A 14935-nucleotide genomic window follows, 5' to 3' on the forward strand; every position below is an offset into this window, starting at 1 on the left:
GAGCTTTAAGATGTCCCCTTCCTCTTTAGGTGGGGGAAAACAAACTACAACAGCTGGCGAGCATATCTCCCAGCTCGTTGAAACGCTAATTGGAAGATTTTTCTTCTAAAGAAGAAAAATTTGAACAATGGCGTTATAATGCTTAGGAGTGTAAAATATATTTGATAATAATGGCTTTCTTTGATATATTATTGAAATAAGTTGAAAATGATAATTAAAATATGTAAAGCAAGAAAGGTTTGAGGGATAATATGTTAAAACAGGTTTCATTGTTTACTGAAAATAAAGAAGGGGGGCTGTTCCAGATTACCAATGTACTGGCTAAATCCAGAATTAATATTTATACCATGCTGGCCAATGACAGTGCAGAGTTTGGTATTATACGGCTCATAGTCGATAAACCTGAGGAAGCCATTAAGGTGCTTCGGGAATCAGGATATCAATGCCGCCAGGACAAGGTTATAGCTGTAGCCATGGATGATGAGCCGGGCTGTCTGGATGGCATATTAAGTGATATACATGGTGCAAATATAGATATATCTTATCTTTACATTTCCTTTGATCGCAGTACAGGGAAGCCGGTAGTGGTGTTTAAGACGGAAGAGCCTGAGACTGCAACATTTCTGATGGGACACGGTTACCATATTATTGAGAATTTCTAATAAAAAAAGGCGCTGATGCGCCTTTTTTTGTGTGTTGAATTCTGCATACAGCAGATTATGAAAAATTGTGTTTAAAGCATATCTGCCAGATCCAACAGGAGTTCTTCGGTTTTTTCCCAGCCCAGACATGGATCGGTAATGGATTTTCCATAAACACCGCCATCGACTTTTTGATTGCCGTCTTCAATGTAGCTCTCAATCATCAGGCCCTTGACAATATTTTTTATGTCAGGATTTATTTTCCTGGAGTGCATGATATCCTTGGCAATCCGTATTTGTTCAAGGTAATGTTTGCCGGAATTTGCATGATTGGTGTCAATGATGATTGCCGGGTTTTCCAGCTGTCGTTCTTCATACATTTTCATTACCTGGGTAATTGTTTCGTAATGATAATTAGGCAGACTCTTGCCGGAAGCATCCACATAGCCACGAAGAATGGAGTGGGCAAAGGAATTGCCTTTGGTGCGCACCTCCCAGCCACGGAACAGAAATTCCTGGGAGTGCTGGGCAGCGGCGACAGAATTGAGCATTACTGACAAATCCCCGCTGGTTGGATTTTTAAGTCCGACAGGAATACCGACACCACTGGCAATCATACGATGCAGCTGATCCTCACTGGAACGGGCACCTACGGCTGCATAGCACAGCAAATCAGACAGGTATCTGAAGACCTCAGGGTAGAGAATTTCTTCGGCTCCTGTGAGGCCGGTTTCTTCAATTACACGTACATTCAGCTTCCTGATAGCTATGATACCCTCAAGCATATCTTCCTTACCTTCAGGGGAAGGCTGGTGCAGCATCCCCTTATAGCCCACTCCGATGGTACGCGGCTTGTTGGTATACAGGCGGGGAACCACAAAAATCTTGTCCTTGATTTTTTCCTGTACCTTGGCCAGACGGGTTACATAATCAAGAACTGCATCTTCATTATCACTGGAACATGGTCCAATAACCAGAACAAGGCGATCGTCCTTGCCGGAAAAAATATTCTTTATTATTTTATCTCTTTCCAGTTTTATCTTTTTTGATTTAAGACTTATAGGATAATCCTCCATCAGTGATTGAGGGGAAGGAAGTACCCGTATAAATTCCATTTCCATGCTCATTATTATTGCTCCTTTTCGAGAAGTACTCTTTAATATAAATGAATTTAATTATCATTTTATCAAATAAACACATCTATCATACATCATTTTATGTGCATATGTCCAAGTATTCTTCCAATTTGGGTTATGGTTTGGGCAAGATTGATAGCAGAAGTCTCTTTTTTCATGGCCTCATTGACACTGGAAGGCATGTGCAAAATTGGAAAATAAGCATCAATTCCGGCATCATTTACGGCTTCGGCTTCTGGTGAGGCACATCCACACACTGCTATAGTGAGAATTTCAGGATTGATTTTTTTGGCAAGCTGAGCCACACCACAGGGACCTTTTCCCATGGCGGTCTGTTGGTCTATGCGACCTTCGCCGGTAATAAGAAGATTTGCTGTGTCAAGTGCCCCGGAGATGTTCAGGGCATCAAGTATCAGCTGTATGCCAGGCTTTAGTTCAGCATGCAAAAAACCATAAAAAGCATAGCCAAGTCCTCCGGCTGCACCTGCTCCAGGCATATTGGCCCCTTGGATATTGTATTTTTTCTCTGCCAGGTCGGCAAAGTTTTTTATAAAAGCATCCATCATAAGGACAGTATCCTTGTCGGCCCCCTTTTGTGGAGCATATATATGGGAACAGCCATTGGGTCCATATAGGGGATTATTTACATCACAGGCAACCTGCACATTGCAGTATGCAAGACGCTTGTCAAGCATACTGGTGTCAATTACCTTTATATCTTTTAGAGCTTTTCCGGTTATGCCCACCGGAGACCCATCTTCCTTGAGAAATTTACAGCCAAGAGCTGTAAGCATACCAAGACCGGCATCATTGGTAGAACTGCCACCAATGCCAATAATCAGGTTTTTAATATTCATGTCCAATGCTTTGATTATTAGTTCGCCAAGACCATAGGTGGTAGTGTTGAGTGGGTTCCGCAGGTCATCAGGTACCATGGTAAGACCGGCAATGTCGGCCATTTCAATAATGGCAGTATTTTTTTCTGGTATATGGCCAAATCGTGTAGAAGTGGCCGAGCCAAGAGGACCTGTAGCAGTGGTATGAATTATTTTGCCTCCAAGGCCTTCCACAAGGGTATCTACGGTACCTTCACCCCCGTCAGCCAGAGGGAATACGTGGATTTCACCCTCCGGGAAGATTTTTTTCAGTGATCTTTTTGCGATATTTCCGGCTTCAAAGGAAGACAGGCTTCCCTTGAATGAGTCTATGGCAATTACTGTATTCATGAGATAGACCTCCTTATAGGCGAATCATAGTCTTTAATATAGGGCACCGGCTTTTTGGTATATTAGGCAGAAATGACCGTCAGCCGTAATTGTTTGTCTTTCCCCGACTATTGTGTGGGGATAGCTTTTACCTCGTTTTATTTTAGCATATATGTGGTAAGCTCTCATATATTTTTGAAGCTTAATAGTATTGGTTAACCATAAAATAAAATATGGTTGACATATTTTATTGCCGGGGTTATACTTGCTTACGGAATCCGATGAGACTAATTCGTGTATATTTTGTAAGGAAATGCGAGGTAATATAATGAATACACAGATAACCACAAGGGAATTGGTAAAGATGGCCATGTGTCTGGCAGTTATAAGCGTGTCAGCTTATATTGCATTTCCTTTGCCCTTTACACCGGCTATGGTGGTCGCTTCCACGGCAGCTATGTGTCTGACAGCTTTTGTACTAACTCCGCGGCAGACATTTATTACATTGGTAGCATATCTTATTCTTGGTGGTGTTGCCGGTTTGCCAATTTTGCCTGGAGGTACAGGTGGTCTTGGAAGGCTGCTTGGCCCAACAGGAGGCTTTTATTTTGCCTGGGTGATTGCTTATACCGTTGTATCTGTATTCAAAGGAAGCAATGCCAATTTTAAGAGATATTGCCTGACTGGTATTTTTATAAGTATTCCACTTGTTTATGTGGGCGGTGTAATATCCATGATGATGGTAATGGATATTGGGATAGAAGCTGCGATTATGCAAGCAGTGCTTCCGTTTATCCCTGGGGATGTGCTGAAATGTATTTTGGCTGCATTCCTGGGTGTGAGAATTAATAATGCTCTTGGCAGCGAGTAAAAAATATGGATAATTATTATGAATTGCTACAGAGTATGAATGCTAAAATTCCTGATAAGGTTTTTCTGAAAGAGGATGGGCGGGATTGGTCATATTCATCCCTGTTGGCCTTGTCGGAAAAGCTGTGGGAATATGCTTCGAACTGTGGAGTAAAAAAATATTCAAAAATATTAATCAAGTCTGAAAGTCCTGTCTATCAAGCCGGGGCTTTTTTGGCATTGGAAAAAATTGGTGCGGTGCCAATTTTACTGCATAATGATTTATCCAACACCACAATCCGGGAAATCCTTCAGAAAAACAAGCTGCAGGGAATATGGTGTGTTAAGGGAAATAGCAATGAGATATGGTCAGATACTTCCTCAAAGCCAATTTCCACCAGTGCGGCAATGGGAGTTTTGACTTCAGGGACAACAGGAATCCCAAAGGTTTTATACCGGGATTTTCGCAGCTGGTACAATTTTTTTCCTATTCAAAATGATGTATTTGGCATTGATAATAATACAGTAATGTTTATTCATGGCAGTCTGAGCTTTACTGGCAACCTGAACATGTTTTTGGCTGTCATGGCTGCGGGGGGAGAGCTTTTGACCTGCAGGGCCATGGGAGGCAGAAAATGGCATGGCCTTCTGGCTGATAACAGGGCAACCCATATTTATGTGGTACCGGCCAAACTGCACCTTCTTTGCAGAAACTGTGAAACTGAGAATACCATTCTGAAATATATCATTGGGGGATCTCAGTTGATCACTCAGGATTTGTACAGAAGCCTTGTCAGGGTTTTTCCGGGGGCGGATACAATATTGTATTATGGGTCCAGCGAATTGAGTTATATTTCTTATAAAATTATGTCAGGTAAAGAGGATGAAAACAACCTTGGCAGACCATTTGAGAATATCGCTGTAACTTCCAGGGATGGTGAGCTGTTTGTAGATACTCCATATGGCATTTCTGGGATACATATGCCCTATTCCTGCGGTGATACGGGATATGTAAATGATAGGGGCGAAATTATTTTTACAGGAAGAAAGACAGATTGGATCAATAAGGGTGGCTATAAAATAAGCTGTAACAGGCTGGAAAGGCTTATAAGACAGGTGGATGGTGTCAGGGCTGTAGCTGTAATGCCTTTTAATGACAAGATAAAAGGACAGGAAATAGCGGCTTTTGTGGCAGCAAAGGAAGAAATCTCTGTAAAGGATTTAAGGGATTCCTTTGCATTGGTGCTTAATGAAAGGGAGCGTCCCAAGAAAATTATACTTCTGGGGGAGCTGCCACTGAATGATAGGGGCAAGGTAGATAAACAGATATTGGGGGAATTGTTATGAGGGAATTATTTAAAATCCTGGCCCGATTAAAGTCAGAACAATATGATGGTATCAGGATAATTAAGGCCCTATGGGAAAAAAAGATTACGGACAGGGCTGATGTAAATGTCATAAGCCGTAGCAACAGTGGTGAGAAAAGCTTCAGTCAGGCAAATGCAGGGGCAGGACCAAATGTTATTAAGGATAACAGGCGTTTTCTTGTCTGTGAGGCTGTATTCAGGGGAGAAAGGCTATGTGTTACCATGTTAAAAATACCTGATGGGATTAAGATACTTGGGGTAATACCGGAAAATGATAATACAGAAGGCTGGCTTTCTCAAACAGAGCTAACCGGTTTTTTGGCTGAGGTGGGTGATAACAATTCCATCCATAGGGGAGATAATCCGGTTGTGCCTGGTATGTTGTTGCTGGAAAGAATAAAAAAAGAGCTGCCTTCTGATGTGAACAGAATGGAGCTTTCCTTTAGAAATGCCGTATATCTGTGGGATAAGCCTGTATTTAGCATAGAGGGGAATCACTTTGCCCTGCAGGGACGGGAGGTCTTTGTTACCGGCAATTTCAGTTGTGATGATTAATTGGTATGGTGGATTTATGAATAAAGTATATGTGCTTGGCGGAATGCGTACACCTATTGTGACCAAAAACAGCTGTTTCAGGACTGTTACAGCTGAGGAGCTTGGTGCAGCTGTTGTTAAACAGCTTTGCAGGTGTTATGTACATAATTGTAAATTGGATGGAATTATTGCCGGAAATGCTGTAGGCACCGGAGGTAATATGGCACGGTTGATGACGCTGAAGGCCGGACTGGATAAGGGAGTACCGGCAATGACTGTGGACATGCAATGTGCATCAGGAGCCGCTGCAATTGCCACGGGATTTAGTTATATTGCCAGTGGTATTGGTGATATATACATATGTGGTGGGATGGAAAGCTCATCACTGCAGCCTGTCAGAATCTATAGTGAAAAAGACAGACGCTATGCCATGACAGCTGATGGCGACGGCAAATATATGACAGCACAGTTTTCTCCGGATGACTTGTCAGAGGATGTCATGCTTCGTGGTGCTGACAGAATTATAAAAAAAGAAGGGGTAACCCGTGCCGAACTGGATTATTGGGTAATGCGAAGTCATAGACTGGCAGCAGAATGTGCAGAAAAAGGAATCCTGGCAGATGTCATCGTACCTGTTAATGGCTTTAATAAGGACAATGGAATCAGAAAGAGAATGTCCCAACAGCTTCTGGACCGATTGCCACCTGTGCTTGAGGTAGATTCCCTGTTAAATGCAGGCAATGCATGTCTGATAAATGATGGCGCTGCTTTTGTCGTATTGGTATCGGATAAGTGGCTGGCAGAAAATACCACAGTCATACCTCAGGCTGAAATTGTTTCAGTGCAGTCCACAGGCACGGAGCCAAGGGAGAGTCCCCGTGGGGCAATGAACACAGCGGATTGCCTGCTGGAAAAAGAAGGCCTGGTGTATGATGACATGGATGCAATAGAATTTAATGAAGCCTTTGCGGTGATTGATGTGTTATTCCAAAGAAAAAAGCCTGCCCTTACAGGCAGGTATAATCTTCTGGGAGGTGCTTTGGCTTATGGACATCCATATGGTGCTTCAGGTGGGATATTGATGATTCATCTTTTAAAAGCCCTGGAGCTCAATCATGGCTCAATGGGAATAATGTCTATTGCAGGTGCCGGAGGTATGGGACAGGCTATGCTGCTAAAGCGGATTAAAAAGTAGCGGCTGATTCACTTTCCAGTTTTTTTTACAGGTATTTTCCTGATTTTTTCGGACAGGCAATAAGCCTGTCCGATTTTAATATACATGGAATTATTCAGTATCCAGTGGCAGTTTGCAGGTTGGAGGTGGATAAGCTGTATCGATGGCTTCCAGCTCTTTTGGCGTAAGGGTTATATCACAGGCGGCGGCGTTTTCCATGATGTGGTTGGCTGAAGCGCTCTTAGGTATGGCTACAGTCTTTCCGTTGCGAATATTCCAGGCAAGAAGTACCTGGGATGGTGTGACATTATGAGCCTCTGCAATATCCCGGATTGTGGCGTTTTCCTGTAGGCCCTTGGCGATGCGCCCTCCCTGAGCCAGTGGACAATAAGACATATGAATGATGTCATGCTGGTACATTAATTCCAGCAGGTCATATTCTATGCCCCGGGAGGCCGGATGATAAAGATTTTGGTTGACCAGGCAATTTTCGCCGCCTGGAATTTGTAACAGCTGTTTGATATCTGCTGTATCAAAATTTGATACACCCCAGCCACGGATAAGGCCCTGTTCCTGAAGCTGATTTAATCCTTCAACTACTTCCGCAAGGGGGATATCACCAATCCAATGGTATAAATAAAGGTCAAGATAATCAATCTCCAGGCGTTTCATGCTGCTTTCACAGGCTTGGTGGATTTTATTACGACCGGCATTCCAGGGCAATACCTTGGAAACTATGTATAAATCTTCCCGGTTGCCTTTTTGAAGATACTTGGAGATTACTTTGCCAACCAATTTCTCGGACAGACCTTCTCCGTACATTTCTGCTGTGTCAATAAGTGTCATGCCCTGGTCTATTCCTGTCAGCAGGGCGGTGATTTCCTGTTGGGCTTTTTCTGGCCTGTCTCCTATACACCAGGTGCCAAGCCCCAAAGGGGGAATATTCGTACCATTTTTTAGCCTGATATTTTTTTTCATGCTACATACCTCCATGAACATTTGTTACCAGAAAATATATTGATACCACTGGAATTAATCCATATAAAAGTGGACTGAATTTAAAAGTGCTACCGGAATTTTCGGTAGTATCACGAAAAGGTCTTTTCCCTTATCATTAAGCCATTTTTGATGCTCAGTGTAGTTGGGATCATATGTGGATACCAATGACCAGAATCTGGCAGAATGGTTCATTTCCTTGAGATGTGCCAGTTCATGAATAAGCAGGTAATCAATTACAGGTGGAGGAGCCATTACTATTCGCCAATTAAAATTCAAATTGTTCAGGGTAGAACAGCTGCCCCATCTTGATTCCTGATCCTTGATGAAGATTTTGTTGTATTTTAGCTGCATTTTTTCAGCCCAAAAAGCTATTCTGCAGGTTATATATTTTTTTGCCTGGACGCGATACCATTTTATTAGGGGGATCTGAACCGGTATTTGGGGATGTGACTGATAGAAATTAATTGTCAGACAGCCGGTATCTATTTTCACCTGGGGCTTTTTCATGCTTGTGGTGGTTTTTAGTGTATATTCTTGTCCCAGATATGGCATAGGGTGACCATCTGGCAGTTGGCGTATTGCTTTTATCATAAAACAGCCTCCACAGGTATCAAGCTTTTTATTTTCCTTTTATCTGATGATAAAGAGAAAATATGGGGGAGTCAGATATTCATCATGTATAAGTCTCATATTTATGCGTTTATTGTATCATCTTTCATTCTTATTATCTATAGTGTCATGGTCCTTCCGCAGTATAACAAGGTCTTCATTTCGGGGCGAGGTTACAATGGTAATGTGTTGGATTATGAAAATTTGAATAAGGATAATATCGGTAAATAATGGAATATCTCTTTTCCAGGTGTAACAATGTATTTCCTATATCCATATTTTTGTATAAAAATTAACACTAATCTTTATTATGATGGTAAAATGTGTTAAACTGTTCTTGTGTTAGTTTGTTTACAGCCTATATGCGATAGAATGTGACGGTGGATTCTGCCCGATGGGGAGAATATCATCATCATTGGATTTTTCACTGGAGTAGCTGGTTTAAAACAAATATGAACTTCAAAATTTAGGAGATGATGAGTTATGATGTCATTGAACTTTCAGGCTGAGAAGCATGCAAAGATGTTGGAGGAGCGTACAAAAAGATGTACTGTCCGCTTAGGTGATGTTAGTACACAATTTCCGGAAAATTCAATTGTTTGGATTACCGTAGGTAAAAAATTCAGTCCCAAAAAGCGTCTGTATACGGCATTTTTGGATAAGGTGCGGGTGAAAACCATGGCAACCCTGACCTCAGAGGATTTGGGGCAGCAGAATCCTGAAATTAATTCCCGTGAAGATCTGATTGCTGATTTTGAACAGATATACAAAAAGAGAATTACCATGGAGGATACTGTTACAGTCATATACTTTACAGAGGTAACTGAATAAGAAACAGCGGTGGGGAATTACCCATGAAAAAAGGGATTGCGCAGGTGATAAGCTCCTGTCATGTAGACAGGGGATATACCAGGGCAATCCCTTTTGTGTTACAGCTTTATATATTCTGCTTCCAATTGGACCTCCTTAGGAAGTGAGTCAGTCATTGTCAAAATCTGTCTTGAGAAAATATCAAGAGTATGTTCCTTTTCATCCTGACGAATACGCCAGGCATCCATCAAAGGACGATATTGAGGATTTATGCTTAGAATGTCCCTGTACTTCCTGGTAAAGGTGCAATATTTGAAAAGTATTTCACGGGCTACCTTGTTGAGCTTTGGCAGACCGTTTGATTCACTGTTTACATACAATTCATATTCATAGGCAAAAACACTTCTGTAATTATTACCATAGCGTTTCAGGATTGTCTTTACCCGGTCCTTCATATCAGGGGACAGGCTGGAGTTCTTTTTGTAGAACTGAAGGTAATTACAGTACTCTGAGGTGAGAGATGGATCGGAAATATCACTGTAATGAACACCCTGGATTCGCTTGCACATTTCCCAACGAAATTGGGCGCATATTGAAACCATGGTATTGTCGATATTTTCAGAATGGAAAATGGAAAGCATGAGATGAGCAGGGGTAGTGCGCACACGACCTTCAATTTCCTGCCACATAATGCCACGACTTCCAAAGTTTGGCAATAAAATCACATATGGAAGAATTTCAATATCATAGGCATAACGATTGATTTTCAGCTCAGGGAAGCCCGTATAGGTCTGTCGATAGAAGCATCCGTAATCGATGGAGCGTATTCTGTCAATGGCGTTGCGGACTTTTTCCACATTGGCCAGACAGACATCTAACGGCCTGTTGATGGCACCGGCATGGAAGGTCGGTACAAAATCAAATATACTGCCATAGGTCATTTTGTTGGCACTGGTAAACATGTTTTCTATCTCGAAGTTTACCATGGCAGTGGTATCTATGCGCAGGCGGTCAGCCTCTTCCTGTGTAATATTTCCCAGGCGTGCTTCCTCGCGCAGATGGTCGGACCAGTCATTGTCAAATTCATCCTTGGAAGGAGGAACATCACCTTTATATATTTTCTTTAACCAATTATAGACAGGGATTATGGTTCCCTGCTCGTCATCCTTCCACAAAAGGGCATATTTATAAAGGGAAGCTGTATTCTCGGCACCTGCCAACTCTTCATCAACAAAGCCAAAAAGGAAGAACATCTTCACTTCCGCAGGGATATTGCTGGTTTGCATGCTCCGGAAAAAAGCAGCCTTGTAAATGGCATAGAAATTAATGGTAATACTCTGTCGCAGGCTACGCATTTCGGCTGATTTTTCTGATTTGTCCGGACAGGCCATAAAGCGTTTGATGTCCTTTCGGAATGTATCACCAATTTTATGATCTATATCAGCAAAGGCTAAAATCGTCTGCAGGGCATTCTTAATCTGTGGCAGGTTGCCACTGCCTGCTGCAATGGCTTCCTGGCGCTTGGCATCATCCAGCTGGGCCTTTTTTGAATGATATTCCTTGATGAAGCTGTCTGCATTGGTCTTTGTGTACTGAATAAGGGTTGACGATTCATCGATTTGTGGCTGTATTTCCTTGGCCAGCTTTGCGGCCAGCAATATAGTGCCGATACAGAAGTTAATGTCCAAGGGATAATATTCCTTGCGGAGATGCTCATTGTTCTTCTGATAGCTACGACATAATTCTACTTGCCAGCTTGACAAAATATTAGGCTTCTTTGGTGCTGGCATTGAAGTGACAGCATCATATTTTTCCGGCATTATCATCAGCTCGGCACAGGTATTCTGATAATCTATATAATCCTCTTTTAGCTTGCTGCACAGGGCACAGCCGTTGTTATACAGCTCAGACAGGGTATCTATCATACCGTTTATCAGCTTTATGGTGGCAGATGCCATGGCAGGTGCCACTGATGATATTTCGTTTATTGCACCAGTGAGATCAGCCTCATGTCTGTATTCGTAGACCATTAAGGTACAGTCTTCATTAGCTATATAGTCATAGGTATATTTTCCTTGATATATATCAAAAGCTCCAAGAATAGAGCCATTGTCAGCATGTAATAATATATCTCCTTCATCCTTCAGGATGAAGCTCCCCTTTAAGATGATAGCAAAATCAGTTACTGTTTCACCTTTTTTGTGAAGTACATGCCCCTTTGCTACATCAATTTTTCCCATTTATCATCCCGCCTTCCCAAAATGTCTCACATATATTTATATCACTATTAAGTATTTTTTCCTACAGGAAAATAATTCTATTTTTTTAATTAAGTTTAACAAGCTATGGTTTGTCATAATGGGCAGGACTCATTTTATGGATGATGAGTATCAGGAATAAAATGCATCCACCATATCATTGGGAATATCAGAATATATTGACTGCCGTTCCATGGTGAGAGGGTTGAGAACCTCCAGATGATAGGCATGTAACGCCTGGCGTTTTATTTCTGAAGTATCTCCACCGTACAAATCATCGCCCATTAAAGGGAAGCCGATTGCCGCCATGTGTACCCTGATCTGGTGTGTGCGGCCGGTTTTTAATTCCAGTTCCAGCAGGGATTTTCCTTTGTTTATGGCTATAGTCCTATAATGGGTTTCGGCGTATTGTCCCTGGGGGTTGCATATTCGCTGGATAATGCTTTGGGGATGCCTGGCTATTGGAAGATTAATAATGCCGCTGGCTTTTGGCAGAATACCGTTTATTACTGCCAAATAGCTTCTGTGAAACAGCTTTCCGGGCAAATTATTTTCATCCAGTATAGCCTTGTTTTTATTATTAGGCTGAGTAAGGGTACTTTGCAGCTGTGGCAGCTTGGCAACCAAAACAAGCCCGGTCGTATTGCGGTCAAGTCGGTGAACAGGATGAAACTCTATGTCCTGTCCTGTGGATTTATAATAATATTTCAGCCCATTGCCAATGGTATTGGTGTAATCATGTCCGGTGGGATGTACCAGAATACCTGCAGGTTTGTTGATGACTATCATATATTCATCTTCAAATCTGATGTCCAGGGGGATTTTTGCAGGAACTACCGAGGATTCTTCCGGAAGGATACAGGTTACCAGGTCGCCGTTTTTTACTGTGGCAGTAGTAGCCCTGACAGAAACTTCATTTACCTTTATGGTGCCGTTCCATTTTAATCGGCGCCACATACCATGGGATATACCGCACTGATTTTGCAGAAAAGCCCTGACCGGTGTAGGGGACAGGGCTTCTTTAACCTGAAAGGTTATATTCATATTATTTTACTCCTCGCCACGGAGCTTTTTGATGACATTGAAACAAATGCTAAGGATAATGGCTACGATTGTTGCCAATGACATTCCGGCAAGAGTAGTGGAGCCAATGGTAATGCTGGCGGTGCTGACACCAATGCCCAGAACAATAGCCGTGAGCATCAGATTTATTGGCTTGTTATAGTCAATCTTGCTTTCAACAAGTACCCTGATACCGGAAGCGGCAATAACGCCAAAAAGCAGCATGGATACACCGCCCATTACTGGTACTGGAATACTCTGTATAGCAGCAGCGAGCTTTCCAAAGCAGGAGAGTACAATGGCGAAAATTGCAGCTCCGCCGATTACCCAGGTGCTGAAAACCTTGGAAATGGCCAGGACGCCGATGTTTTCACCATAGGTAGTATTAGGTGTGGACCCAAAGAAACCGGAAATAATGGTGGATAATCCATTACCCATAATGGAGCGGTCCAAACCAGGATCCTTGGTAAGGTCCTTGCCAACAATATTACTGGTAACAAACAGATGACCAACATGCTCGGCGATTACTACCAGTGATGCCGGAAGTATAATCATAATGGCAGTTGGATTAAATTCAGGTGTATAAAAAGTAGGCAGGGAAAACCATGGAGCCTTTTCTATGAGACTCCAGTCAACAATTCCAAAGAATGCTGATAATACATAGCCTGCAATAATACCAATGAGAATTGGAATTATACCTAAAAATCCCTTGAAGATTATTTGAGAAAATAATGTAATTGCCAGGGTTGCAACGGATATGGTAATGGCAACAGTATCCGGCTCCTTGGCGGTCAAGCCTGCCATACCTGCTGCTGTAGGCATAAGCTCAAGTCCAATAACAGCAACGATAGCCCCCATGGCTGCCGGTGGGAAGATGAAGTCAATCCATCCCGTGCCGATTTTTCTTACAATCAGTCCGACAATTACAAATACAATGCCAACAGCTATAAATCCTCCCAGGGCTGCCTCGTAGTTATATTGACTGAGTACTGCAAATACAGGAGAAATAAATGCAAAGCTTGAACCGAGATATGCAGGAATTTTGCCCCGGCATATTATCAGGTACAATAATGTTCCTATACCGTTAAATAACAATACGATGGAAGGATCCACCTTGAACAGGATAGGTACCAGAACAGTGGAACCAAACATTGCAAATAAATGCTGAAGACTAAGCGGAATAGTTTTTGTAATAGGTGGTCTTTCATCCACCTGGATTACACGATTATCACTCATTGATGCTAACACTCCTTAGTAGAATTTCTCAAAACCATATTAGAATGTATCATAAAAGAAGCAACTTGTCCATTAATGTTTGACGAGCTGCTTCTTAAATATTTAATGTAATTTAATTATTCCTTAAGGACGGATAAATTATTGCAGGTGAGTTTTCCAGTAATCCATATCCGGTTCACTTAGGGGCAGTGAAACCTTGTCACCATTTTCGTAGGAATACTGAATGGTTATAACATCGGCCTTTTTGATGGCATCAAACGATTCCGGAGGGAATTCAACAAATAGCTTGTTAGTGTTTTTTAGGGTGGTTTTGTCGTTGTAAAAGGCAATGGAATAGCTTGGCGGAGTTTGTCTTACTGAAGCCTTCATGTTAAAGATGTTGTCATCACAGATCAAGGTGATGGCAGGCTTCATTGCAGAGCCGGAAAATCTGTAATCAAGAATAGTCAGGTTGGCTGTAGTTACTTTGCCGTTAATATCAACGCCGGTCTGAAAATCTATATCGCAATATCCCGAGAGATTATCACAGGGACGATGATCATAAACATAGGTAAAGCCAAAGCCAAAGCCACCGAGCAGTATTAATAAAATACCAAAGCTCATTATTAGCTTATGCTGATTTTTTTTCATTTATAGTTAATCCTTTCTTGATGTATTGCCAAACATACGATTGAGTGGGTTTTCCCTGAAGAGATTTCCCTGTTCTATATAGCGATGGACCATTTTTTCAGATTTATGCCTGGTCTGACGCATTATGGACAAAGCATCCAGATCGTGCTGGGCAGCACTGGTAGCAAATCCACGGCGAAGACTGTGGCCGGAAAAGTCATCCGGATTCATTCCCAGCATACCCATATATTTTTTTACAACCAGGGCAACAGCCTTATCTGAAAGTTGAGTTCCCCTGGGCTCCAAATTGCGTTTGAAGCCTCTGAAAAGAGGACCCTTGCGTATATTTGCAGCTTCAATCCATTCCTGTACAGCTGTTACAGGGCATACATGGGAATCCGGGGCATATGGTATCGCAATTTGACTGCCATGTCCCAACTGGTCAC

15 protein-coding genes are annotated in these 14935 nt (G+C 42.1%); 6 read left to right on the top strand and 9 right to left on the bottom strand.

Annotation, left to right across the window (positions count from 1 at the left end):
• Nucleotides 1-251: 251 nt before the first annotated feature.
• Nucleotides 252-662, top strand: a complete 411-nt coding sequence (locus K6C05_RS07430; RefSeq protein WP_296733155.1) for an amino acid-binding protein — start codon at nt 252-254, stop codon at nt 660-662.
• A 71-nt stretch (nt 663-733) separates the two neighbouring features.
• Here K6C05_RS07430 and K6C05_RS07435 read toward each other — a convergent pair whose 3' ends face one another.
• Nucleotides 734-1768, bottom strand: coding sequence for a 3-deoxy-7-phosphoheptulonate synthase (locus K6C05_RS07435; protein WP_296733157.1), 1035 nt, complete (start codon nt 1766-1768; stop codon nt 734-736).
• Between the two features lie 83 nt (nt 1769-1851).
• A complete protein-coding gene (locus K6C05_RS07440; RefSeq protein ID WP_296733159.1) occupies nt 1852-3003 on the bottom strand; it encodes a glycerate kinase in 1152 nt (383 codons plus the stop codon).
• Nucleotides 3004-3310: 307 nt separating this feature from the next.
• On the opposite strand from K6C05_RS07440, the gene K6C05_RS07445 reads away from it, so the two are divergent.
• From K6C05_RS07445 to K6C05_RS07460, 4 genes are read left to right on the top strand one after another with little or no spacing between them, the layout of a single operon-like run.
• Nucleotides 3311-3853 (top strand): biotin transporter BioY, encoded by a 543-nt coding sequence (locus K6C05_RS07445; RefSeq protein ID WP_296733161.1) that lies wholly within the window; start codon nt 3311-3313, stop codon nt 3851-3853.
• A gap of 35 nt (nt 3854-3888) precedes the next feature.
• On the top strand, nt 3889-5178 hold the full coding sequence (locus K6C05_RS07450; protein WP_296733164.1) for an AMP-binding protein: 1290 nt from the start codon (nt 3889-3891) through the stop codon (nt 5176-5178).
• Nucleotides 5175-5753, top strand: a complete 579-nt coding sequence (locus tag K6C05_RS07455) for a hypothetical protein (RefSeq protein WP_296733166.1) — start codon at nt 5175-5177, stop codon at nt 5751-5753. Before K6C05_RS07450 ends, K6C05_RS07455 begins: the two co-directional genes overlap by 4 nt.
• A complete protein-coding gene (locus K6C05_RS07460) occupies nt 5746-6927 on the top strand; it encodes a thiolase family protein (RefSeq protein ID WP_296733188.1) in 1182 nt (393 codons plus the stop codon). The genes K6C05_RS07455 and K6C05_RS07460 overlap by 8 nt, the downstream gene beginning before the upstream one ends.
• Before the next feature lie 90 nt (nt 6928-7017).
• Here the strand turns inward: K6C05_RS07460 and K6C05_RS07465 are convergent, their stop codons facing one another.
• A complete protein-coding gene (locus tag K6C05_RS07465) occupies nt 7018-7884 on the bottom strand; it encodes an aldo/keto reductase (RefSeq protein ID WP_296733170.1) in 867 nt (288 codons plus the stop codon).
• A 54-nt stretch (nt 7885-7938) separates the two neighbouring features.
• Nucleotides 7939-8496: a SprT family zinc-dependent metalloprotease gene (locus tag K6C05_RS07470; protein WP_296733173.1), complete on the bottom strand. Its 558-nt coding sequence runs from the start codon at nt 8494-8496 to the stop codon at nt 7939-7941.
• A 501-nt stretch (nt 8497-8997) separates the two neighbouring features.
• On the opposite strand from K6C05_RS07470, the gene K6C05_RS07475 reads away from it, so the two are divergent.
• Nucleotides 8998-9345: an RNA-binding protein gene (locus tag K6C05_RS07475; RefSeq protein ID WP_296733175.1), complete on the top strand. Its 348-nt coding sequence runs from the start codon at nt 8998-9000 to the stop codon at nt 9343-9345.
• 98 nt (nt 9346-9443) lie between these two features.
• Here K6C05_RS07475 and K6C05_RS07480 read toward each other — a convergent pair whose 3' ends face one another.
• The 5 genes from K6C05_RS07480 to K6C05_RS07500 form a co-directional block, all read right to left on the bottom strand.
• Nucleotides 9444-11564, bottom strand: a complete 2121-nt coding sequence (locus K6C05_RS07480) for a hypothetical protein (protein ID WP_296733176.1) — start codon at nt 11562-11564, stop codon at nt 9444-9446.
• Between the two features lie 150 nt (nt 11565-11714).
• A complete protein-coding gene (locus tag K6C05_RS07485; RefSeq protein WP_296733179.1) occupies nt 11715-12626 on the bottom strand; it encodes an RluA family pseudouridine synthase in 912 nt (303 codons plus the stop codon).
• A gap of 6 nt (nt 12627-12632) precedes the next feature.
• Nucleotides 12633-13880 (bottom strand): uracil permease, encoded by a 1248-nt coding sequence (gene uraA / locus K6C05_RS07490; protein WP_296733181.1) that lies wholly within the window; start codon nt 13878-13880, stop codon nt 12633-12635.
• Between the two features lie 138 nt (nt 13881-14018).
• Nucleotides 14019-14510: a hypothetical protein gene (locus K6C05_RS07495; protein ID WP_296733183.1), complete on the bottom strand. Its 492-nt coding sequence runs from the start codon at nt 14508-14510 to the stop codon at nt 14019-14021.
• Between the two features lie 6 nt (nt 14511-14516).
• Nucleotides 14517-14935 (bottom strand): site-specific integrase (locus K6C05_RS07500; protein ID WP_296733186.1); only part of this gene is annotated, 419 nt, incomplete at its 5' end.

Source organism: Anaerovibrio sp. (assembly GCF_024697385.1).
GTDB lineage: Bacteria > Bacillota > Negativicutes > Selenomonadales > Selenomonadaceae > Anaerovibrio.